The organism is Pseudomonas sp. LPH60, from assembly GCF_030718165.1.
In the GTDB taxonomy this organism is placed as follows: domain Bacteria; phylum Pseudomonadota; class Gammaproteobacteria; order Pseudomonadales; family Pseudomonadaceae; genus Aquipseudomonas; species Aquipseudomonas danubii.
Map to the genome: position 1 here is coordinate 153,016 of NZ_JAVAJH010000010.1, position 22,811 is coordinate 175,826.

18 protein-coding genes are annotated in these 22,811 nt (G+C 62.1%); 4 read left to right on the forward strand and 14 right to left on the reverse strand.

Annotation, left to right across the window (positions count from 1 at the left end; all coding sequences use genetic code 11):
* Positions 1-28: 28 nt before the first annotated feature.
* From Q8O96_RS28715 to Q8O96_RS28730, 4 genes are all read right to left on the reverse strand, one after another.
* Positions 29-1,198, reverse strand: a complete 1,170-nt coding sequence (locus tag Q8O96_RS28715) for a hypothetical protein (protein WP_305949894.1) — start codon at positions 1,196-1,198, stop codon at positions 29-31.
* A 129-nt stretch (positions 1,199-1,327) separates the two neighbouring features.
* The gene (locus Q8O96_RS28720) at positions 1,328-2,743 is read right to left on the reverse strand and encodes an amino acid permease (protein WP_305949895.1); all 1,416 of its coding nucleotides are present in this window, start codon (positions 2,741-2,743) and stop codon (positions 1,328-1,330) included.
* A gap of 155 nt (positions 2,744-2,898) precedes the next feature.
* A complete protein-coding gene (locus Q8O96_RS28725) occupies positions 2,899-3,960 on the reverse strand; it encodes an ornithine cyclodeaminase (RefSeq protein WP_305949896.1) in 1,062 nt (353 codons plus the stop codon).
* 57 nt (positions 3,961-4,017) lie between these two features.
* Complete coding sequence (locus Q8O96_RS28730; protein WP_185021156.1) at positions 4,018-5,046, reverse strand: histone deacetylase family protein; 1,029 nt, start codon at positions 5,044-5,046, stop codon at positions 4,018-4,020.
* Between the two features lie 133 nt (positions 5,047-5,179).
* On the opposite strand from Q8O96_RS28730, the gene Q8O96_RS28735 reads away from it, so the two are divergent.
* Positions 5,180-5,668, forward strand: coding sequence for an Lrp/AsnC family transcriptional regulator (locus tag Q8O96_RS28735; protein WP_170004083.1), 489 nt, complete (start codon positions 5,180-5,182; stop codon positions 5,666-5,668).
* Between the two features lie 58 nt (positions 5,669-5,726).
* Here Q8O96_RS28735 and Q8O96_RS28740 read toward each other — a convergent pair whose 3' ends face one another.
* The gene (locus Q8O96_RS28740) at positions 5,727-5,972 is read right to left on the reverse strand and encodes a hypothetical protein (RefSeq protein WP_305949897.1); all 246 of its coding nucleotides are present in this window, start codon (positions 5,970-5,972) and stop codon (positions 5,727-5,729) included.
* Positions 5,973-6,223: 251 nt separating this feature from the next.
* On the opposite strand from Q8O96_RS28740, the gene Q8O96_RS28745 reads away from it, so the two are divergent.
* Positions 6,224-7,843, forward strand: coding sequence for a serine hydrolase (locus Q8O96_RS28745; protein WP_102864908.1), 1,620 nt, complete (start codon positions 6,224-6,226; stop codon positions 7,841-7,843).
* Positions 7,844-7,962: 119 nt separating this feature from the next.
* Here the strand turns inward: Q8O96_RS28745 and Q8O96_RS28750 are convergent, their stop codons facing one another.
* Together Q8O96_RS28750 and Q8O96_RS28755 are read right to left on the reverse strand one after the other, a co-directional pair.
* Positions 7,963-8,412: a PTS sugar transporter subunit IIA gene (locus Q8O96_RS28750; RefSeq protein WP_123394483.1), complete on the reverse strand. Its 450-nt coding sequence runs from the start codon at positions 8,410-8,412 to the stop codon at positions 7,963-7,965.
* A gap of 83 nt (positions 8,413-8,495) precedes the next feature.
* Positions 8,496-8,942, reverse strand: a complete 447-nt coding sequence (locus tag Q8O96_RS28755) for an RHS repeat domain-containing protein (RefSeq protein ID WP_305949898.1) — start codon at positions 8,940-8,942, stop codon at positions 8,496-8,498.
* 12 nt (positions 8,943-8,954) lie between these two features.
* Here Q8O96_RS28755 and Q8O96_RS28760 point away from each other — a divergent pair, with 12 nt between their 5' ends.
* Positions 8,955-9,203, forward strand: a complete 249-nt coding sequence (locus Q8O96_RS28760) for a hypothetical protein (RefSeq protein ID WP_305949899.1) — start codon at positions 8,955-8,957, stop codon at positions 9,201-9,203.
* Between the two features lie 644 nt (positions 9,204-9,847).
* Here Q8O96_RS28760 and Q8O96_RS28765 read toward each other — a convergent pair.
* The 7 genes from Q8O96_RS28765 to Q8O96_RS28795 form a co-directional block, all read right to left on the reverse strand.
* Positions 9,848-10,351, reverse strand: coding sequence for a hypothetical protein (locus Q8O96_RS28765; protein ID WP_115580367.1), 504 nt, complete (start codon positions 10,349-10,351; stop codon positions 9,848-9,850).
* Between the two features lie 3 nt (positions 10,352-10,354).
* Entirely contained in the window at positions 10,355-15,253 is a 4,899-nt protein-coding gene (locus Q8O96_RS28770; protein ID WP_305949900.1) for an RHS repeat-associated core domain-containing protein, read from the reverse strand.
* Between the two features lie 2 nt (positions 15,254-15,255).
* The gene (locus Q8O96_RS28775) at positions 15,256-16,365 is read right to left on the reverse strand and encodes a DUF2169 domain-containing protein (RefSeq protein WP_305949901.1); all 1,110 of its coding nucleotides are present in this window, start codon (positions 16,363-16,365) and stop codon (positions 15,256-15,258) included.
* Positions 16,365-18,560, reverse strand: a complete 2,196-nt coding sequence (locus Q8O96_RS28780; RefSeq protein WP_305949902.1) for a type VI secretion system tip protein VgrG — start codon at positions 18,558-18,560, stop codon at positions 16,365-16,367. The genes Q8O96_RS28775 and Q8O96_RS28780 overlap by 1 nt, the downstream gene beginning before the upstream one ends.
* 259 nt (positions 18,561-18,819) lie before the next feature.
* Positions 18,820-19,884 (reverse strand): FAD-binding oxidoreductase, encoded by a 1,065-nt coding sequence (locus tag Q8O96_RS28785; protein WP_305949903.1) that lies wholly within the window; start codon positions 19,882-19,884, stop codon positions 18,820-18,822.
* A gap of 139 nt (positions 19,885-20,023) precedes the next feature.
* Positions 20,024-21,565: an MFS transporter gene (locus Q8O96_RS28790; protein ID WP_305949904.1), complete on the reverse strand. Its 1,542-nt coding sequence runs from the start codon at positions 21,563-21,565 to the stop codon at positions 20,024-20,026.
* The gene (locus tag Q8O96_RS28795; protein WP_207166119.1) at positions 21,562-21,822 is read right to left on the reverse strand and encodes a hypothetical protein; all 261 of its coding nucleotides are present in this window, start codon (positions 21,820-21,822) and stop codon (positions 21,562-21,564) included. Before Q8O96_RS28795 ends, Q8O96_RS28790 begins: the two co-directional genes overlap by 4 nt.
* A gap of 104 nt (positions 21,823-21,926) precedes the next feature.
* Here Q8O96_RS28795 and Q8O96_RS28800 point away from each other — a divergent pair, with 104 nt between their 5' ends.
* Positions 21,927-22,808, forward strand: a complete 882-nt coding sequence (locus tag Q8O96_RS28800; protein ID WP_170004105.1) for a LysR family transcriptional regulator — start codon at positions 21,927-21,929, stop codon at positions 22,806-22,808.
* Positions 22,809-22,811 lie beyond the last annotated feature (3 nt).

A 22,811-nucleotide genomic window follows, 5' to 3' on the forward strand; every position in this document is an offset into this window, starting at 1 on the left:
AGCAGGTGGGGGGCAGCTGGTGCGGGATTCAGGAGCCCTGGGGTTTCCAGCATGCCGCCGGTGGCGCGGCACCGGCACAGGCGCGGTTTTGGCCATACAGCGGTTTTGCCGGCTTGCGGGTTACCGCGCTGTTGCGGGTCCTGATGCAGGTGCGGGTATAGCGGTGCATCTGGTTCAGCGCCAGGTTGCGCAGCCCCTTGGGGCAGATCAACAGGGCCTCGCCGAAAGAGAAGAGTTGAAAGCCCTGAACTTCCAGGCGCTGCTCCGAGGTCAGGCGGGTGTTCCACATCAGTGGGTCCAGGTCATGCAGTTCGAGGTCATCGTGCAGCACGAATCGTTCGACTCCGTCCTGACGCACATCCAGGCTGCCGGCCGCCTTGTAGGTGATCTGGCTCATGGCCCCGGGCAGCACCAGAAGAAAGGCTGCGGCCAGGAGCAGGGTGCACATCAGGGCATAGAAGACCCGTTTGTAGGGACTACCGGCCTTGCAGTAGAAGAACACGATGGGCAGCAAGGAGAAGAGCAGCCCCAGGAAGTTCAACAAGGCCGGTAAGTGTGGCGAGTCATTGGACACTTCGTTGCTGTAGGCATTGATGATCAGCAGGCTGGTGAAGATCCCCGAGATCACCGTGCCCAGCAGGCAGAGTGTCAGGGTCACGAACAGGCCACCCCAGGTGCCCCTGCCCGCAACGGGGTGTTTCTCCAGACTGCTGTGGATCACGCGTTTGAACGCGGGGCGTGACATCACCAGCCCTGTCACCAGTACCACCACCGCCACCAGTATCAGCGACGCCAGTGCCTCACCCAGATGCACGTAGTAGCTGAGCACGATCAGAGTCAGGAAGCCTGCCAGGACCGGCAAGGTCAGCCATACCACCACATCGCTCATGTGTTCTGGAGTGTTGCGAAACACATCGTTTGCCAGCCCGAACAGCAGGGTGGTGACCGTAAGCAGCAGCAAGTAGATCAGCATGAGAAACAGCACCATGACCAGCCAGACCACCAGCGCCGATCTGGCATCGATGGAGGCCATGAACAGGTCGGTGCGGCCGATGGCCCGGGTGTACATGTACAGGCTGAACAGCCCCAGCGCGGCGGCGCTCAGGCCGATGACGGTGCCGATCTGGCTCCAGTAGTTGAGGACGCGTTTGAGGTTTTTCCTGAACACCTCTTCAAAGGTGGGTCCTGCGACTTGCATGTGGGCACTCCCTGGCAACGGCGATGGCGGCGGGAGTAGAACAAGACGAGGGGGCTCTGTCGATGCTTTTGCACGCAGGACCGGGCTCCGACGGTGCCGCTCCCGGGTCCAGTCTTTCAGGCTCGCGCCTCAGCGGTATTGCGCCGCCGCTTGCAGCGGTGTCCGCCCCTTGCGCCCGGCTGTCAGGCGATAGGCAATGGCCAGCCAGACGAACCACGCCGGCATCACGCACAGGGCCATGCGGGTATCCGGGCGCAGGGCCAGCAAGGCCAGGACGAACAGCAGGAACGCCAGGGCGAACCAGGCCATGGGCACGCCGCCGGGCATCTTGTACTGGGAACCGGCGTGCAGTTCAGGGTGCTTTTTGCGGTAGGCGATGTAGGACGCGAGGATGGTCGACCAGGTGAAGATCACCAGGATCGCCGACACCGTCGACACCAGGGTGAAGGCGGTCATCACCTCCGGAACCACGTACAGCAACAGCACCCCCAGCAGCATCAGCAGGCTGGTGAAGGCCAGGCTGATCACCGGAACGCTATGCCCTGACAGGCGTTTGAACAAGCGTGGTGCGTTGCCCTGGTCCGCCAGGCCGAAGAGCATGCGACTGGCGGAGAACACGCCGCTGTTGGCCGAGGAAGCCGCGGAGGTCAGCACCACGAAATTGACGATGCCCGCCGCAGCCGGAAAGCCGGCGATCAGGAACAACTCCACGAACGGGCTCTTGCTCGGCGACACCTGCTGCCAGGAGGTCACGGCGATGATGCATGCCAGGGCCAGCACATAGAACAGGATGATGCGCAGCGGAATCGCGTTGATGGCCCGGGGCAGGGTCCGGCGCGGGTCGCGGGTCTCCGCCGCTGCGGTGCCGATCAGCTCGGTGCCGGCAAAGGAGAAGATCGCCATCTGGAAACCGGCGAAGAAGCCCAGCAGGCCGTTGGGAAAGGCGGCCTGGCGTTCCAGCAGGTGGTTCAGGGAGGCGCTCACCCCGGACGGCGAGACAAAGGCGGTGGCGATCAGCACCAGGCTCACCGCGATCAGGGTGACCACGGCGATGATCTTGATGATGGCGAACCAGAACTCCACCTCGCCGAACAGTTTCACCGTCAGCACGTTGAGGGCGAACAGGGTCAGCATCATGGCGATGGCGGGAACCCAGGCCGGCACATCGGGGAACCAGTACTGGAAGAAGCCGCCCACCACCACGGCATCGCCCACCACCGCGACACTCCAGCTCAGCCAGTAGGACCAGCCGAGGAAGAACGCCGCCTGGGGCCCCAGGTAGGCACCGGCGAAATCGGCAAAGCTCTTGAAGTTCAGGTTCGACAGCAGCAGCTCGCCCATGGCGCGCATCACCAGGTACACGAACAGGCCGATGATCATGTAGATCAGGATGATCGAGGTGCCGGACATGGCGATGATCTTGCCCGAGCCCATGAACAGCCCGGTGCCGATGGCGCCGCCCATGGCCATGAGCTGGATATGACGGTTATGCAGGGTGCGTTGCAGCGTCGGGTGCTCGGAGGCCCCGAAGGTATCTGGATTCATCACAAAACCTCTTGATTTTATAGTTGTCGAGTTTTGGCAGTGGAAGGTCGTTGGGGGCTGCGGTCTGTAATTGTTGTGGTGCAGCCGGGTCAGGTATTGCCCGTGAACAGGGGCACGAGGCCGGTTCCCTGTTCATGGGCCACAGGAGCGCTCTTTCAGCCGGCGGTGATCCGTCGTGGTGCCGTCGCCAGGGAGGCGGGGCGCTGTTGCAGCAACTGGTACAGGTCCTTGATATTGGCCGGAGTGGGCACCAGCTGAATCTGCTCGCCGATGCCGTGCTGGCGTGCCAGGTCATGCAGGTAGCGCAGGGACGCGAAGTCTTCCAGGGCGAAACCCACCGAGTCGAACACCGTGACCTGGGCCTCATGCTCGCGGCCCGGCGCCAGGCCCTGGGCAATGCGGAAGTACTCGGTGACCGGGAACTGCGCCGGCATCTGCTGGATATCGCCCTCGATGCGGGTCTGGGGTTCGAACTCGACGATCACCCGGGCGTTGCGCAGGATGTCCGCGTGCAGCTCGGTCTTGCCCGGGCAATCGCCGCCCACGGCGTTGAGGTGCATGCCTGGCTCGATCAGTTCGGGGGTGAGGATGGTGGCGTAGGCCTTGTCCGCGGTGACCGTGGTCACGATGTCCGCGCCCTTGACCGCATCGGCCACCGAGTCGGCGATGCGCACCTTGAGCCCTGGCCAGGCCTGCAGGTTGTGCTTGAGCTTGTGGGACGCTTCAACGTCGATGTCGAAGATCCGCAGCTCGCTGATGCCGAGCATTTCATGGAAGGCGATGGCCTGGAATTCACTCTGGGCGCCGTTGCCGATGAGTGCCATGCGGCGGGCGTCCTTGCGGGCCAGGGATTGCGCCACCAGCGCTGAAGTGGCGGCGGTACGCACCGCGGTGGTCAGGGTCAGTTCGCTGAGCAGCACCGGGTAGCCGCTGTCGACCTGGGCCAGCACGCCGAAAGCCATCACCGTCAGCAGGTGCCGGGCGGGATTGCCGGGGTGGCCATTGACGTACTTGAACGCGTACTGCTGGCCATCGTCGGCGGGCATCAGCTCGATGACGCCAGTGGCGGAGTGATTGGCGGTGCGCGGGGATTTCTCGAAGGCTTGCCAGCGCTGGTAGTCGGCCTGGATGTAGCCGGCCATTTCCCGGATCGCCCGGCCTATGCCCAGGCGCGAATACAGGTCCGCTGCGTGATCCACATCGATGAACAAGGTCATGTCTTTTCCCTCTCGGTCAGAACGTTGAAAACTGCTGGGCAGTGCGACGCTGGTGCATTAGCGGTTGGCATGGCCGTGGAGCACATTGACCGCGTTGATGCCGATCTCATCCACCATGTAGCCGCCCTCCATGACGAACAACGTGGGTACGCCCACGCCGGCGATGACCTGGCCCATGCCGAGGAAATCCTCGCTTTCCAGAAGGAAGTGGCTGATGGGATCGTCCTTGAAGGTGTCGACGCCCAGGGACACCACCAGCAGCTCCGGGGAGAACTCGCGAAGCCGGGCGCAGGCCTGGATCAGTGCTTCCCGGTAACGCTGCCAGGTGGTGCCTCGGGGCAGGGGGAAATTCAGGTTGCAGCCTTCGCCGGCGCCGGCCCCGCGCTCCGCGGCGAACCCCGAGTAGTAGGGGTAGGAGACCGCCGGATCGCCGTGCAGCGAGACGAACAGGACGTCATCACGCTCGTAGAAAATGTTCTGGGTGCCGTTGCCGTGGTGGAAGTCCACGTCCAGCACCGCTACGCGTTTCGCGCCCCGGGTCACGGCGTGTTGCGCGGCAATGGCGGCGTTGTTCAGGTAGCAGTAGCCCCCCATGTATTCCCGTGCCGCGTGATGGCCCGGCGGACGGCACAGGGCAAAGGCACTGTCCTGGCCTTCGTCGATCAGCGCCAGGCCGGTGAGGGCAATATCGGCGCTGGTGCGAACGGCATTCCAGGTGGTGGCGGTGATGGGCGAGCCGGCATCCATGGCGAAGAAGCCCAGCTTGCCGTCGATGAACTCCGGCACCTGCTGGTTGGCCAGGTCGCGTACCGGCCACACCAGGGGCAGGGCGTCGTGGCTGCGGCCGGTGGCGCGCCATTCGCTCCAGGCGCTTTCCAGGAAGGTCACGTAGCGTTCGCTGTGGGCGGCGACGTAGCAGGAGCGGTCGAAACGGCGGGGGACGATGATGTCGCCAAGCCCCACGTGCCTGACCCGGTCGCGGACCGTATCGGCCCGGCTGGGTTGCTCGAAGGAGGGCTTGAGCACCCCATCCTTCAACTCGGTGCCGTGGTGCAGGCGGTGGGATTCGCTGAAGACGGTAAGCATGCTGAACGCATCCATTGTTGTTGTCCGGTGCAAATAGTTTGTTCCGGCATGGCTGCGACTTCTTTGCTTTTTGTTCTGATGGAATTAGAGTTTTGGGTAATATTTTTCCATTGAGTGGCTACTTGTGAAAAAAATGACTCGAAGGGTGTCCCTGGACGAAACCGACCTGGCGATCCTCGCCCTGTTGCAGCAGGACGCGAGCATTTCCAACGCCGAACTCAGCGAGCGCCTGTCCCTGAGCCTCACCCCCTGCTGGCGCCGGCGCAAACGCATGGAAGAGGAGGGGGTGATCAAGGACTACCAGGCCAACCTCGATCGGCGCCTGCTGGGGCTGGACATCATGGCCTTCGTGCATGTGCGTTTTGCCACCCACTCCGACCAGACTCCGGATGACTTCGAGGCGGTGATCATGCGGTTGCCCGAGGTCCAGGCCTGCCACAAGATCACCGGTGACGCCGACTACCTGTTGCAGGTGCTGGCCCAGGACCTGGACAGCTACAGCGATTTTGTCGAGCAGGTGCTCAGGCGCCAGCCGGGCATCGCCTCGATCCAGTCGAGCCTGGCGCTGCGGGAGATCAAGGCCACCAGTCGCCTGGCAATTGCCCCGGCACCGGCCCGTTGAGTCGAACCCCGGTTACTGGAATTCTCCGCTGAGTCAGGTGGCCGTCTTCTAGGCGACTTCACGGCTGTCGGGCTTTGTGCGCCGCCTGCAAGGTCCGGCGCACGCCTTCGGCATAGGGCGTCTTGGCGATGGGCCCGATCAAGCCTGGCAGGGCCGGGGAAACCTTGAAACGGCCGCTTTCGAAATCCTCGAAAGAGAACAGCGAGGCGTTCAGGCCAGCGGCCAGCACTGCCTCGTACTCGTCCAGGTAGTGCTCGTCCCGGCGTTTGGGGTCGAACGGGTCGCTGCGATACAGCAGGTGCATGGCAGGTTCCATCAAGTGAAAGTGGGGCTGGGTCGAGGGACGCGGTGAGGATGGCGTTCGAACGGTGGATGATAACGGCATTTTTGCAGGCTTTGTTCCTGGGCCAGCAGCGCCTCACATCCCTGCACGTTTATTCACAGAAAATCACTGACTGCAGACAGATTCCAACGTTTGCCATGAGGATACTGGTGCGCCTTCCGAGGAGCCTCCCAAGGAGCCTGAAGGATCGACGTGACCAGAGGAAAACCCCCATGCGTTCCATGCTTGCAACCTTGCTGATCAGCACCTTGGGCGCGATGCCCCTGGCCCATGCCACCGAGCCTCTGGCGTTTCACGAGGTGTTCGACGACATCAAGCCTGACCAGCCCGGTTGCGCCGCCGGGGTGATGCGCGGCGCCAAAACGATCTGGAGCGCAGGGTACGGCGCTGCCGACCTGGCCACGGGCCGGGCGATCCAGGCCGATACCCTGTTCAACCTGGCCTCGGTGTCCAAGCAGTTCACCGGTTTTGCCATCCTTGAGCTCGAAGCCCAAGGTCGCCTGGATCTGAATGACTCGATCCGGCGCTTTGTGCCGGAGCTGCCGGCCTATGCCGAGGGCATCCAGATCCGTCATCTGCTGCACCACACCTCGGGCCTGCAGGACTACATGCTGCTGGCGGAGTTGGCGGGGATTCCCCTGACCCAGCGCTTCACCCAGCAACAGGCCCTGGATCTGCTGTTCAAGCAGAACGCCCTGATGTTTCCCCCCGGCAGCGAATTCAGCTACAGCAACAGCGGTTATGTACTGCTGTCGAGCATCGCCGAGCGAGCCGCCGGCATGCCCCTCAAGGACTACAGTCGAGCCCATCTGTTCGAGCCCCTGGGCATGAGTCGCTCGAGCATTGTCGATCAGTACCCGGTGCAGTTGCCGAACCTGGCCCAGGGCTATGAACAGGGCGAGCCGTCCAAGGGCCCCGAAGCCGTGGACGCCCGCTGGGAACAGACCGGCGACGGTCAGGTGCACAGCACTGTGGCAGACCTGATGCTGTGGTTGCGCAACCTGTCCACGGGGCGGGTCGGGGGCACGGCGCTGGTGGAGAAGATGCGCCAGACCGAGCCCTTCAACGACGGTGACCCGGGCTATTACGGCATGGGCCTGGCCAACCGCAGTTATCGGGGCCTGCAAGAGGTGTCCCACAGCGGCAGTTGGGCCGGTTTCAGCACCGATGTGGCCTGGTACCCGAAGCTGGATGTGGCCACTGTGGTCCTGTGCAACAGCACGGAAGGGGAGGCGTCGGAGCGCGGGCATCGCTTGCTGGATGTCCTGCTGGGCCCGTCCTGGTTGCCCCGGGACACGGGCATTCCGGCGCCGCCGCCGAGCATCAAGGCGGTGCCCAAGGCGTTCTTGAATACCTTGGTGGCCGGCACCTACCTGGATGATCTCGGTCATCAGTTCCAGCTGCAACGCACCGGCAAGGGGTTTGTCCTGGACACCTTTCATGAGGTCCTGCCGTTGCTCCGCCAGAGCGATCAACTGATGGTGGCGGACAACGACGGCATCCCGATCTATCTCGCGGCGGCACCGGGGGCACGGATCGTCGGCAACAACCCGGCCTCGACCTACGTCCTGGCCCCGGCTTGGAAACCCGAGGATATTCGTCGTTATGTCGGCCTCTACGCGCTGCAAACCAGCCCCGGACAGCTCAAGGTCTACCCCCGGCAAGGCAAGCTCTACGTACGTATCGGCCAGCACAGCTATCCTTTGCAGCCGCTGACGACGGAGCGCTTTCGCGCCGGTGAACTGGGGGTGATCAGCTTTGCCGAGGAGGGTGCCGTGTTGACCAGCAGCGTGGCGCGCAATCTGCGCTTCAGGAAGGTGACGGGGCAATAGCCTCGGGCCGCATGTTGGTAACGGACAGTCGGGGCCTTCTTGCAGCCTTTTGAGGCGAGTATTTTAGACCTGGAAGCCCCACCACCTGCCCGGCACCTCGGACCAGGACCTTTGGGGGACTACCAGTGGTCAACCAGTTGCTTGACCTGCGACGCATCGTGGCACCGCAGCAGCGCTTGGCGAAAGCGTGGATTGGAAAACAGCCGGGCAGTGTCCGCCAGCAGTTCCAGGTGTTGCTGATCGGCGGGGGCGGGCACCAGCAGCACGAGGATATCGCTCACCGGCTGCTGGTCGGGGGCGGCAAAGGCCATGGCGGTCTGCGGCCGCAGGTACAGCGCATGGATGCTGTCGAGCTCGGCGAGCCGCGCATGGGGCACGGCCACACCGTCGCCGATGGCGGTACTGGCGGCCAGTTCCCGGCGCCACAGACTGGCCGTGACCCAATCGCCGGGCAGTTGCCGGGTCTCTTGAAGATGCTGGCCAACCTGATCGAACAGGCGCTGTTTGTTCGAGATATTGACGTCGAGGAGGATGTCCTCGACCTGCAGATAGCGGGCAAGCTTGCTCATGGGCTTCTCCGGTCGTTTCAGACTTGGCTCAAGGAGAATTGAAGCGCATTTGCCTGGCTGGGTCAGTGGCGGCCGGGCAGTCTTTACGAACTCTTTAGGTGGGGGCTGGCGGGTGGCAAGGGAGTGACCGAGGAGGGTGGAGTTCTTGTGGTGGATCTGTTCAAAGACGATGGCGCCGTTGGTGTAGATGGGCGCGGCTTTGCGCGGTTGTTCGCTGCTCCATAGGTACTCTTCGCCGATGATGGGTTTTCGCTGTGGGCGTAGTGTGTGCCGCGTTTGTTGCTGCGGTTGAAGTTGAACTTGCGCGTGCGACGGCCGAAGGCGTCGTAGTTGTAGCGCCAGTGTTCGTTGTTGGGGGTGTAGAGGTCGGCGAGGCGATTGTCGCTGTTCCAGCGGTATTGCCAGCGCTGGGGGCGGAAGCCGTGGCGGTCGACGATTTTTTCGGCCAGGCGGCCGCAGGCGTCGTAGCGGTAGCGGTTGGCCCCGGACTTGACCACGCGCCCGCCTTTTTGCTCGGCCTTGACGCCCATGCCCTTTGCGCTGTGGATCTGCCCTTCGCTGAGCAGATTCAGGGCGTTGTCGTAGAGCCATTGCTGCGGCTGGCCCTGGCCCAGGTGGGCGGCGATCAGTTGCTGGTTGGCGTTGTAGCGGTATTGGCTCTGGCCCCAGCGGTTGTCGTCGATCTGGATCGGGTTGAAGGTTTTGTCGTAGCGGTAGTGGCGTTCGACAAAGGAGGTCGCTGCTGCGCCGGCCTTTTGCTCGGTCAGCAGGCTGAGGCTGTTGTAGGTTGAAGTCGGTGATGGCGCTGCGCTGGGCCTTGCACATGTTTGAATCGATAGTTATAAAATTATTTATATGGTGTAAAAAATAATAATACAAAAATTAATTCTTGTTTTTAATAATCTCCGTCTTTGATGCAGATTTTATAGCTGCAAGTTGAAGTCATATTTTTATCTCTCAGGTAAATTGATTTACTTGCCCAGCTCTGTCAGGTTGATGGGGGTATGTTAGAGGGAGTGGTTGTATAGCGTTTTAAGGGGAAATAGATGTGTTAATTTTATTTCATGAAAACTTTAGGGTAAGGTCGTGCTAGTGGGCTTTCTCTTCTATATTGTCTAGTGGAGATAGAGTCATGCTCTCCATAATTTCGTTATGTTTGCAGATTGATTTGCATAAATTTTTAGGGGGTAGAACTCTGCTGTTTTTCTGTGCAAGACTGTTTTGCTATTTGTTTTTTGTATTTAATAAAGTCGTATTTTTTTGGTTTAATAGGGCGGGCTTCGATTATTCATTGTGTATCTTAAAGGTGTTAATTGGTTTTTCTTTGCTTGCGTTGACATTATTGATGTCGCTAGGGTGAGTTGGTTTCGAATAATGTTATCTCGGTGCACCTTTAGGAATGTTATGTATGATCTCGTAATCAACGGTTTTTAATTCACTGAGACTTAATTTTCCATGGTATCTCTATTGTTTTTCCTAGCTTTTCTTTAAATAATCTTGAAATGTGTAGGAATATTTTCTCCCACTCATTCACGTAGTTTGTTTTTTTTGTTTTTACCTTGAAGCTAGGTACTGGCTTATCTCCTTTGCCTTTGCTGATTTCATTGCCTTCTGTATATGAGAGATCGATTAGGGTTTCATCAATTATATAGTGTAAGTAAATGTCGCGACCTTGCTCGCAGAACCAGATATAATCTTTTCCAAGCCATCCTGACTTTGCTCTTTGAATCGATTCAATAATATCTTCGAAGCTGACTGTCAAGTCAGGGTATATGTCAAGGCGTATTTTGTGGTTGCTGTCTAGCTCTAAAGTAATCTCGCCATCAATGTATTGCCTTAATTCTTCCAGGTGGTATTGGAATGGGGTTAATTCTTCATCGATAAATTCATCAGCTTCGCCTGGTATTTTTTTGTTTTTTATTTCTAAAGTAATATTCATGATTTAATCGCCAAGTACGTAAGGGTAGGCGGTAGTAGGGCCTTTTCTTTCGCTTATTATAACTCTGACTATATTTGTTGTTTTTGTTGTTCCGTCTGGGTAGTAAACGTTCGATTGTTTTGATACGTGTACGTCATGAACTCCGGGTGTTGTTGGGGCTTTTTCAAATGCTTCTTCAATCATCCGGTTGTCAATAAAATGCCCCTGCGGCTTTGGATCTTTAGGGTTTTTGGCTCGGTCCATTAACTCCTGGGCTTTTCTTTGCGAGCCATGTTCACTTCTAGCATGTCCATATCTCTTCGAGCTTTTGCCTGCGCCGTGATCTGGCTTATCAATACAATCTCCAGCCAAACCCAGCGGGTCAACCCAACTATTAGGGTTATGCACATACCCCTGCGGCCGAACCCCACCCGCAAGCCCGATCGGATCTGGACTCAAGTACTGCGCCGTCTCCGGATCGTAGTACCGGTGCCGATTGTAGTGCAGCCCACTCTCTTCGTCGTAGTACTGGCCCGGGAATCGAATCGGGCAGGTGGTCTTGTTGATCGGCACCACATTGCTGCTGGCGAATTCGTCATTCGCGGCTTGCCATAGCCGTGCCTGGCCCCAGACGCTGGGGCTGTTGTTCCAGCCCAGTTGGCCGCTTTCGTCCAGTAGCTCTCTGGGCGTGCCGAGGTGGTCGGTGACGATGTACCAGAGTTTTTCGCCTTGCTGTTGCGCCAGCGGGGTGATGCCGCCCGGGGCGTAGCTCCAGCGGGTGGCGTGTTCGAAGGCGACGGTGCCGTCGGCGTAGATGGGCGCTGCTTCGAGCAGTTGTTCGCCGCTCCACAGGTATTCCTCGCCGATGATGTGTTGTTCGCTGTGGGCGTAGTGTGTGCCGCGTTTGTTGCTGCGGCTAAAGTTGAACTTGCGCGTGCGGCGACCAAAGGCGTCGTACTCGTATCGCCAGTGTTCGTTGTTGGGGGTGTAGAGGTCGGTGAGGCGATTGTCGCTGTTCCAGCGGTATTGCCAGCGCTGGGGGCGGAAGCCGTGGCGGTCGACGATTTTTTCGGCCAGGCGGCCGCAGGCGTCGTAGCGGTAGCGGTTGGCCCCGGACTTGACCACGCGCCCGCCTTTTTGCTCGGCCTGGACGCCCATGCCTTTTGCGCTGTGGATCTGCCCTTCGCTGAGCAGGTTGAGGGCGTTGTCATAGAGCCATTGCTGCGGCTGGCCCCGACCCAGGTGGGCGGCTATCAGTTGCTGGTTGGCGTTGTAGCGGTACTGGCTCTGGCCCCAGCGGTTGTCGTCGATCTGGATCGGGTTGAAGGCTTTGTCGTAGCGGTAGTGGCGTTCGACAAAGGAGTTTGCGGCCGCGCCGGCCTTTTGCTCGGTCAGCAGGCTGAGGCTGTTGTAGTGCTGGTGCAGGTTGAAGCCGGCGCTGCTGCTGCGCTGTATGTCGCGGCCCAGGGCGTCGCGGCTGATCTGCAGCGGTGCATGGCCGGCGATCAGCAGTTGCGCCAGGCCGCCATTGCGGTCGTGCTGCCACTGCACCTGGGGCAGGGCAGCGAAGGCTTCCTGGGCGTTGGCCTGTTCGGCGATGGCACCGGCTTGCTGGCCGATGGGCAGGCCGCTGGCGGGGTCGTACTGGTGTTCGATCAGGCGGCCATTGATGCGTTCGCTGAGCAGGCGGCCCACGGCGTCGCGTTGGTATTCGATACGGGCGCCCGGGCTGTTGACGCCGATCAGGTGTCCGACGTCGTTGTAGTTGAACTCGGTCTGTTCGCTCAGTTCGCCGTTGGCCCGGTAGTGAGCGATGCTCAGCAGGCGCGCACTGGCGATGTCGTAGTGGTAGGCCACGCGGGCGCCGTCGGCGCAGTGTTTTTCGCTGAGCCAACCGACGGCGTTGTAGCAATAGCGGGTGAGGGTGCCGGCGAAGTCGCGTTCGGCGATCAAGCGCCCGGCCTTGTCGTAGGCGTATTGATACACGTCGCCGACGCCATTGGTCAGGCGGGTCAAGCGGGTGAGTCTGTCGTAGTCCAGGGTCAGGCTTTGCCCGCCGGGGTAGGTGAGCTTCTCCAGCAGGTCGAAGGCGCCGTAGGCGTAGCGGGTGCGATGGCCTTCGCCGTCGATGAAGCGGGCCAGTCGGTGTTCGCTGTCGTAAGCCCAGTGTTGTTCGGTGCCATCAGCCAGGGTCACGGCGCTGAGGGAGCCACGGGGATGGGCGTGCTGGCTGTGGTAGGCATAACGGGTGATATGCCCCAATGCGTCTTGCTGTTGGAGAGGGCGGCCCAGGGTGTCCAGCTGTACGCAGCTGATCTGGCCGTCCGGTTGCTGGATTTCGCTCAGGCGCTGTTTGCGGTCGTAGCGGTAAAGGGTCTGGGTGCCCTCCGGCCAGGTCTGGCTCAGCAACTCGCCATGGGCCCCGTGTTGGTAAGTGGTGGTACGCCCGTCGGGGTCTTTGACGCTGCTGAGGTTGCCCTGGGCGTCGTACGCCATTTGCCAGGTGACACCGTCGGCGGCGACGTAGCGCGTCAGCAGGCCTTGGGCGTTGTAGTCAAAGGTGCGCCGGGTGCCGTCCGGGTTGATTTGGGTCAGCAGCTCGCCGAAGTCGCTGTAGCGGTAGGTGGTGGTGCGACCCAGAGGGTCGGTGGTGGCGACCTTGTTGGTGTATTCGTCCCACTCGGTGAGCCATTCATGGCCCAGCGCATCGATTTTGCGCACCACCAGGAAGTCGCTGTTGTAGTAGTGCCGGCTGCATCCGCCTTCAGCGTCGTGGTAGTCCGTGCAGCGGTTGGCCTCGTGGTACTCGAAGCGATCGGTGTAGTGCCCGCTGTCGGCATGGGTGCGAATGACTCGCCCTTTGGCGTCGTAGGCAATGTGGAAATGGGTTTTGTCGGTGTCGTGCCACTGGGTCATGTGCCCGGCGTTGTTGTAGGCGTGATAAAGGGTGCCGAATTGATGGCTGGCGCAGTCAGTCAGCATGTTGTGTTGCGCATAGCGGCAACTGAGCAAGCGGCGCGGGTGTTGTTCGCCGTCGTGCAGGGTGATGCCTGTCAGCAGGCCTGTGCTGCTGAGCTCGATGTGCAACTGATAGCCGTCGCTGTGCTCGATACGCTGCAACCGCTGCTGTGGATCGTAGATAAAGCGGATGCGGTTGCCGTTGCCGTCTTCGATAGCGGTCAGGGGGCGAGTGTGGTTCGGGCTGTGGGCAAAGCTCAGGGTCTGCTGGGTCGCGCGGTCATACAGGCGCAAGGTGCCGGAACGTTGGCCGCTGAGCAGGTAGCGACCGTTGCGCCGGTTGTGGGCCTGGACTTCGTCGTCCGGCGCCTCGTAGTCCAGGGTGCTGCCATCGACGGTGTGATAGGTAATGCGCAGGCGATCGAGCACCAGGTGCTGGGACCAGTCGTCGGCCCATTTAAACCCCAGTAACCCATGAAAACTGGCCCGCGAGCGATACAGGCGCGAGAGTTTCAGTGGGATGCTGCCGGGGATCTCCAGCACCGGCCAGGTTTGCAGGTAGTCACCGGTGGCGACATCCACCGGTTCGCCTTCCAGGCTGCATTTGCTGGTTTCGCAGTTCTTGCCGCTGTCGGAGGTTCTTCCGGTTTTTACCTCTTCTGCGCTGCCGTGCGCGGCGCCCTGGGGGCGGACATGAACGCCGTCGCCGCCGTGGGCCACGGTTTCTGTGCGGTTGGCGTTCTTCAGTGCCTTGGCCGCCTTGGCCGCCTCTGCCGCTTTGCCTGCCTTGAACAGCGTCCAGGGCAAGGTCAGGATCTCCACGCCCGCCCGGGTCACAGCCTCGATGTGATTGCCCTTGGACCAGGCATCGGTGACCGGTTTGACCAAGGCAGAACCCACGGCTTTGGCACCGTTGCTGATGCTTGTTCCGACAGTCCCAGGGGTGATATTGCCCAGGCGCATGTTCTCCGCGAGGATCTGCGCATCCAAGGCACGGCCGCGCAGACCATCGGCGGTGTAGTTGCTCTGCAGGTTCTTGGCTTGCAGCTTGGCCCCGGTGTAGGCCAGTTCACCCAAGCCCATGACGGTGTCTTTGGCAAACCCGGTCACGCCACGGGTGACTTGCGCATCGGCGTCCGCCACCGCCGGAAAGTAATGGGCAATCAGCGGACCCATGGGCGTCGAGCCCAGCACCGCCCCTTGCTTGATGCTGGCGATGCCTTCATCGGCGCTTTTGTTCCAGCCGTCAAAATCGATGTACTTATCCAGCCCATCGATGTCGAGCTGCTTCAGGGCTTCGCGCTCGGCCTCCAGTGCTTGCAGGCGTTCGCTGGTGCGTTCTCCGGGAGGGGCCAGGTCACTCGTCTCGCTGGCAACCGCAGTGGCCGACTGGGCCGTCGTCACTATCTTGCCCAGGGTGCCGCCTACACCGGCGGCGTTGCAGTTGATCAGGCAGGCGCTGTCATGCCGGGCCAGCGGCAGGCCATTGACCTTGACGTTGCCGTGGCCCTCCAGCAGCTTGACGTTGCCCGCGCCCAGCGAGGTACCGGCCACCACGTGGGCGCCGGCATCGGCCTGGACCTGATTGAAGAGATCCCCCAGCCGATAGACCTTGGTGCCACGGGCCTTGACGTCGCTGGAAGCCAGCACCGGTTTGTCCAATGTCGCGAACGAGTCGAAAGCCACCACCACCGGTCCGACCCAGCAGAAGTCCGGCACACTGCACACGGCTTGCCATTCACTGCTGTCATGGGCGACGTGGCGCTTGCTGCCCCCTTTGGCGGTGGCGGCCGCGTCCCTATCCACCGGCGCCGACTCGGCGGCTACCGCTTGAGTGGCGGCGGCTTTTTGCGCGTCCAGCTCAGCTTTCAGCTGCTGCAACTCACTGAGCCTGCGCTCATCCATCAAGCGTTGTTCCGCTGCCGCATCATCGGCGCTGTCGGAGATTGTCAATCTGTCCGTCATGTTCAAGCCTTCCCTGGCAACGCGGCGGTGCCTACCAGCGCCATGGTTATCTGGCTGATACCCGCCGTCACGGGCAGGCGCCAGAGCAGCACGGCCTGGCGCTGGTCCAGGTCAAGGCGCAGGGTGTCGAGCACCGGCACGCTGACGAAGGGCTCAGCGTCCGTGCTTTCACACACCACCAGTGGTGCAACTCCGGGCAACCGCATGAGGTAGTCGCCTTCGCTCAGGCAGCCCTTGAGCCGCACGCTCTCATCACCGGTCAGATAGGGCACGGCCACCTGATCGGCCGGGGCGCTCTGGTAAAAGCGTGGGTCGAAGTCGTCCGGCAGCAGTGGATAGCGTTCAGCGAGCCATTGCGCGTCCAGCGTGCCTTGCAAGTCCACGCGCGGCTGCCACCAGCGCGCCAGCGCGGTCAGGCCCACGGGCTGCAAACGCTGCGAGGGGGCTTTGTAGGGATGTGCTGGGTCTTCAATCTGAGGGGCTGGCAGGCTGTCCAACTGCGCGATCTGTGCTTCGATGTGTTGGCGCACCGAAGCCTCCAGGGTGTTCAATTCAGCCGCGCTCGGCAGCCAGCCACAACCGGCGGTGTTGCTGGGGTAGCTGACGCTGGGAATCGGCGTCTGCCCGGGTGACGGCTCGGGGTCGTAGAAGCAGCCGCCAAACGCCAGGCGGTAATCCAGCGTGACCTTTTCCACTTTATCGGGGGCACCGAGCGTCCAGCCCATCAGCCCTTTGTGCACGGTGCGCGGACCATGGACCTGCAAGCTCTTGCGCACCGCTCCGACCTGCACCTCGACCGGCCAGTTCGTGCGCCACTGCCCCTCAGCGCTGTGCACGCTGCCTTGCAGCAGCACATCGGTGCCGGGCTTGCCCAACAGCAGATCGCCTTCTTCGGCGATCACCGCTTGCAAGGGAAAAGTGGCTATCGGTCCATCGAAGCGATCGCCGAGGACAATCGCGCTCTGATCTGCACTCAAGGGCATGGCCAAGCCCTGCGCAAAATCAAAGGTGCCGCGAATCACCAGGATGTCCGTGGGCACGCCCGCCGGGGTAGTTTTTTCATACAGCAGGTGTGGCAGCCCGGTGTGGTTCTCGATGTGGATGACGCCCATCACCAGCTACCGTCGATCAAGAGCGGCATGGCATCGGTCACATCCAGACCTTTGAGCTGGGTGGTTTCGGCGTCCACCGGCAGGTTCGGCGCCGGTTGTGCGGTGCCGCTGTTGAGGTGCACGTCTGCGGGGGCATCGGCATTGACCGTGTTGCCTGCCACCAGATGAATGTCCGGTCCGTCGAGGTAGATCCCGGCATCGGTGATCACCACTTTCGAGCGTCCGACCTGCAAGGTGATGCTTTCACCGTCCAGCTTGATGCTCGATCCTGGTCCGCTGGCCTCCGGCGCAGGCTCCTCACCCGCAGGCGGTGCGGCACTTTGCACGCTGCCATCGCCGACCTTGAGGCTGTAGGACGTGCCCACCACCGTGCTCTGGCTACGGCCCACCTGGGTGCTCTGGTTGATCCCCACCAGGGTGTTCATGTGCAGGCCGACGTTCTGGCTGTAGACCGTGCCGATGTTCATCATCTTGGCCAGCCCGACGTTTTGCAGAGAGGCCAGGTTGATGGTCTCGGTCTTGAAGCAGTCGACATTGATCGACCAGTTGCGCTTGATGCGATTACGTTCGTGGCGGTCGATGGTCTTGGTGCGATCACGTCCGACCCAGTGGGTTTCGTCGTGTTCGACTTCGATGTTCTGATCCCTCTCCGCGTGGACGTAGATCTCTTCGGCGCCCTTTTTGTCCTCGATGCGCAACTCGTTGGAGCCATTGCCGCCCAGGCTGCTGCGGGTCTTGAACACGCTGCGGGTCTTGTTCGCCGGCAACGGATAAGGCAAGGGCGTGTGCTGGTTCGGTACGCAGCCGGTCACCAGGGGCTGTTCGGGATCACCGCCGATAAAGCTCACCAGCACTTCCATGCCGATCCGCGGGATGATCACGTGGCCAAAGCCTTCACCGGCCCAACTGGTGGCCACCCGCACCCAGCAGCTGGAGAACTCGTTGCGCTCGCCTTCGCGGTCCCAATGAAACTGAATCTTTATCCGTGAGAATTCGTCACACCAGATTTCCTCACCGGCAGGACCGGTCACCAGCGCGGTCTGGCTGCTCAGGCGGGGCTTGGGGGCGGGCTCTTGCGGCCGAAAGAAGGTGTCCCAGGGGATGGCGCTGAAGCGGTTGCGGTAACCCTGGGTGAAGCCACCGTGGCGGTCGTCGCTGGTGACCGACTCTTCCAGCACCTGCGGTTGTCGACCCTCATGCTCAACGCTGACCAGCAGCCACATCTGGTTGTATTCACCGCGCGGGTGCTCGCTGAGGGTGACCAGATGGCCGCAGCGAAAGCTCGACAGATCACTCTGCCCCTTGGCCAACTGGTAGTCGGTGCGATGGCCTTCAAGGGCGATCTGGCTCAGTTGCTGGCCCACGGCGCCGGTGCTGTAGCGGCCGGGGTAGCGATAGTCTTCCAGCACCGGAGTGGCGTCGGATTTGGCTGCGCTGTGCAAGGTGCTAGGTACCGGGTCGAGTGCGGCACCGCTGGAGGCGCTGCGCGGGTCGGGCTTTTTCAGGTTGTAGTCGCGGCGCACCACCTGGCTGGTGCGGGTGCTGAAACGCACCGAGAAATGGCTGACCACCGGGTCTTCGGCGGCCAGGCCACTGCCTTGCTGATAGCGCGCGGTGGCGAGGATCGGGTAGTCGGTCTGGTTGTCGGAAAATACCAGCAGGTGCTGGTCGAGGCTGTGTTCGTGGTGCCAGTGAATGCCGTCTTCGAAGCACAGGCGTTGCACAAACTGGAAATCCGTCTCCCCGTATTGCACGCAATACACCCTGGGTACTGAAGGCTTGGGAGCAATGTTGAAGCGGTATTGGTCGGCGAGGATGCCGTGTTCCTTGAGCACCTTGGCAATGATCTGCGGCACCGTCAGGTTCTGGTAGACCCTTTGGTTGTGGCGGTGCTGCAACTGATAAAGGTGAGGACGCAGGATCAGGTGATAGCGGGTCATGCGCTTGCCGCTGTCGCCGATTTCGATGTCGTCGATCAGGCCGTGGATGCCTTCACCCTTGAGGCCGAACTGCAGGAACGCCGGTTGGTTGAGCAGGCTTTCCAGATCGACGTTGGGGTTGTCCGAAACCAGCTCGATATGGATCGCATACAGCTCGCTGATGGCTTCGCGACCCTTGAAGGCCAGTACCTTGAAATCGTGGCGAACGGCAGGGATGGACAGCACGAAATGCGCAGTATCGGCCGGCGCGAACATAGGCTCATCCTTAAGCGTGAGAGAGGCCAGACCCGCGCCGTACCTGGCCCGGGTGCAAAGTGGCGCTCAACCTAGCAAAGGGTGCGCAAAAACTAATATGGGATGAGTCTGGAAAGTCGCTTGAAATTTCCGGACCTGACTTTGCTGTCCGCAACCAGGAGCCAGGGATGGCTGAGCCACTCAGGTCATGACCCGGCTCAAGCTCACGGGTGGCTTGATTCGAAGAACGGACACCCGATGACGAGTCCGCTGAACTCCGTCAGCCCAGACGTGCCGGGCGGCACGAGGCAAGCTCGGCAGAGCATTGGCCCAGCAGCAACTCCTGGCTGACCAGGCGGCCGACGGTGGGCGCCAGGGTCACCCCGGCATGCATCACCGCCAGGTACAGGCCCAGGTACTGCTGGCTCGGGCCAATGATCGGCAACTGATCACAGGGCATTGGGCGTAGACCTACCTCAACGCTGCGCAGGGCTATCTTCTCGGCGCCGCGGAACAGTCGGCGGATCGTGGCCATGGCTTGCTGCGCTATGGCCTCGGGCCCTTGAGGACCGCTGTCGTCGATGTAGTCTTCCGCCGCCAGCAGGCTGCCGTCCGCCGCTTCGCGAATCTCCAGCAGGCTGTTGGAAACCAGGGTCTTGACCAGGCCGCGCGGGGCATCGAAGCGGATCAGGATCGACGGCGAGGCCTGCACCGGCAGCAGGATTCCCAGGGGCGCCAACAGGGCAGGGGTGGCGCAGCCCGTTGCCAGGACGATGTGCTCGGCTAGGTAAGGCCCGGCCGCAGTGGTGATGCCGAGCACGCGCCGGCCCTCCACCAGCAACCCCTGTACCGGCGTCTGGGTCAGCACCCGGGCGCCGTGGGCCCGGGCCCCTTCGAGCAGCGCCTGGGTGGTGGCTACCGGGTCGAGGCTGCCTTCGCCGGGGGCGTACCGGGCTCGTTGCGGTAGTTCCTGCAGATTGGGTTCAAGCGCCCCGATCCGGTCACGGTCGATCCAATGGGCGGACGACATCGGCCCCTGGGTATCGGTGTCTGTCGAGTTCGGGCCGGTTTCGGCATAAGTCAGTGCTCCGGTCCATTGAATCTGTAACTGGGGCAACTCCTGCTGCAGGCGTCGATAGTCCGCCAGCGCCAGGGAGCGCAGCGGCCGAGCGGCTGCCGGGAACTCGCCGTGGGGGTTGATCCAGGCAAAGGAATGGCGGGTGACCCCGGAGCCGGGACTGGCTTGCTCGACCACCGTGACCTGCGCGCCCTGTCTGGCCAGGTGGTAGGCGATGGATGCACCGACAATGCCGGCACCGACCACAATCACGTTTGTAGGCTTCACACTGACCTCGTCTGCTGAAGGCCGTACCTTAGCCGGCCATTTGTTGTTCAAGCCATGTGTTTATTGTTCTGAAATTGCAAGCAGCGGGCCGCTGCCCATCTGGGCGGCGGCCCAGAGAGCCGATCGGCATCCCCATGCCTCATTGGGTTTTCAGCACCAGGCCTTGGGCCTGGGGCAGGGGGTTGCGCATCAACCGGCCCACCACCAGGGCCCCAAGCAGGGCGAGAATGCCTGCCACCGTCAGTACCAGCCCGAAGCCGCCGACAAAGGCTTGCTGGGCCAGGGGTTCAATCAGGGCGCGGGTGCTTTCCGGCAGGCTCGCCAAGGCACCCTGCATATCCCCGGCCACCACCCGCGACGCGATGTCCGGCGCCTGGACCAGCCAAGGCCCGGGCACCTGGCTGAGGCTGCCTTGCAGTTGTTGCAGGGTATGGCTGGCCAACAGCGCACCGAACACGCCGATGGCCAGCATGATGGCGCTGAAGCGCATGGTGGTGCTCATGCCCGAGGCCATGCCGGTGCGTTCCCGGGGCACGCAGGCCATGATGTTTTTCTGCGTGTCGCCGTTGAGCAGGCCGGCCCCGGCACCAGTCACGGCAATCGCCGCCGCGAAGCTCAGGTAGCCCCCGGCATGCACCGCCCAGGCACTGAGCAGGTTGCCGCAGCCCACCAGGGTCAGCCCGGCGGCCATCAGGGCGGCAGGGCTGTAGCGCCCGGCGAGACGGGCACCGATGCGTGGGCAGATCAGCATGGTCAGGGCAAAGGGCAGCATGCCCAGGCCTGAGGCAATGGCGGAGAAGCCCAGACCGTTCTGCAGGTAGAAGGGCAGCAGGGTCATCATCACCTGGGCGCAGCCGGCGTAGGCGAACATGCCCAGCAGGGCGCCGATGAACCGCGGATGGCGAAACAGTTGCAGGTCGACCATGGGCCGGCGTTGCAGGCGCTCGATCAGCACGAACAGCCCCAGCAGCGCCACTCCGGCCAACAGGCGGGTGGAGGTGGCTGGGTGGCTCCAGCCGATGCGGTTGGCTTCGATCAGGCCCCAGATCAGGCACAGCAGGCTGGCGCTGAAGGCCAGGCTGCCCCAGGGGTCCAGGCGCGCCGCTTGGGTATCCCGGGATTCCGGCACGTTGCGCAGCACGCTCCACAGCAGCAGGGCGCCTACCGGCAGGTTGAAGTAGAAGATCCAGCGCCAGCCGAAGTACTCGGTGATCAAGCCGCCGACCGTGGGCGCGGCGGTCATGGCCATGCCCATGCAGGCTCCCCAGAAAGCCCAGGCCTTGGCCCGTTCCGCTTCGTCATGGAAGGTATGGCCGATGGAGGCCAGGGCCGAGGTTAGAAGCAGCGCCGCGCCCACGCCCTTGAGGGCCCGAGCGAGGTCCAGCAGCAGGGCGTTGGGGGCGGCGCCGCAGCCCAGGGAGGCGAGGATGAACAGGCCCAGGCCGCAGAGCAGGGTCCTCTTGCGTCCGAAGCGGTCCGCCAGGCTGCCCGCCGGCAGCAGCAGGGCGGCGAAGGCCAGCATGTAGGCACTGACCACCCATTCGATATCGGCGAAGTTGGCCCCCAGGTCGCGGGCGATGCTCGGCAGGGCCACGGCGACGATGTTGGTGTCCAGGACGATCAGCGAGCAGACCCCGGAAGCAGTCAGCAGGGTCAGGCGGGGATTGATCAGGCGGCTCATGACGCTGTCCGCCGACTGAGGATGGACAGTGCTTTCAGTTCGATGCTCGCCACCACCGGTACCCCGTCATCGAGGATGACCACTGCACAGGAGCAGCCTCTGGCCTGGGTGGTTTGCTGGCCGGCCTTGAGTGGGATTGGGGGGCTGTTCAAAGGCAGGATTGCTTTGTGGGCAACGTTGGCTTGGATCTCTGCGGCCACGGCGCTCTGCAGGCAGCAGCAGGCGATCATTGCCAGAATCAGGGGTTTGACGCGCATGGCAAAGGCTCTCTACTGTGAAGGTCCGCTCAGCTTATCCCGGCCTTTGTGGGTCTTTGTTAGCTGCTGGCGGTCAGTTCGTTACCTTTGAGCTAATGCCCTTTATGGAAATTCGTCACTTTCGCTACTTCCTGGCGGTGGCCCGGCAGCGCAATTTTACCCGCGCGGCCGAGCAACTGGGGATTGCCCCGCCGACCTTGAGCCGACAGATCCAGGACATGGAGAAGACCCTCGGTACGCGGCTGTTTTTGCGACAGCAGCGCGAGGTCAGTCTGACCGAGGCCGGTGCCACTTTGCTCCTGGAGGCCGAAGCCACGGTGCGCCAGTTCGAGTTCGCCCAGCGCAACGCCCAGCGTGCCGGGCGCGGAGAGATCGGCCATATCGAGCTGGGCTATGTGGCCTCGGCGGTGTATTCCGGGTTGTTGCAGAAGCAGGTGCAGAGCTTCAGCCGCGACTGCCCGGACGTCAGCCTGAATGTGCGCGAGTGTCCGATGGCAACCCTGCCGGCGCGGATTGCCGACGGACGTCTGGACGTCGGCTACATTCGTTCGCCCATGACCCTGCCCGACGGCGTGGAGGCCATTCGCCTGGACGCCGAGGGGTTTGTCCTGGCGCTGTCCGCCGAGTCCTGGCTGTGCCGGCTGCCGCAGATCGCCTCCGAGCACCTGCTCAATGAAACCTTCATCCTTCCTGAGCAGATCAGCGGCACCTTGCAAGTGGCGGCCCAGGGGGCCTATGCCCCCAAGCTCGGTGCCCAGCCCGGCGGCCTGGTGGCGGTGCTGGCCCTGGTTTCCCTGGGGCAGGGCGTGGCGGTGGTGCCCGAATCGGTGGTGGGGCATTTGAGCCTGCCCCATGTGGTGTACCGGCCGATCGGCGGCAGTTCGGCGTCGTCCTGGCTGTCGCTGATTTACCGGCGTTTCGAGCAGGCGCCGGCGGTAGTGCGCTACATCGACCAGGTCAAGCGCGAGTACCGGCGTTCGGCCTGATAC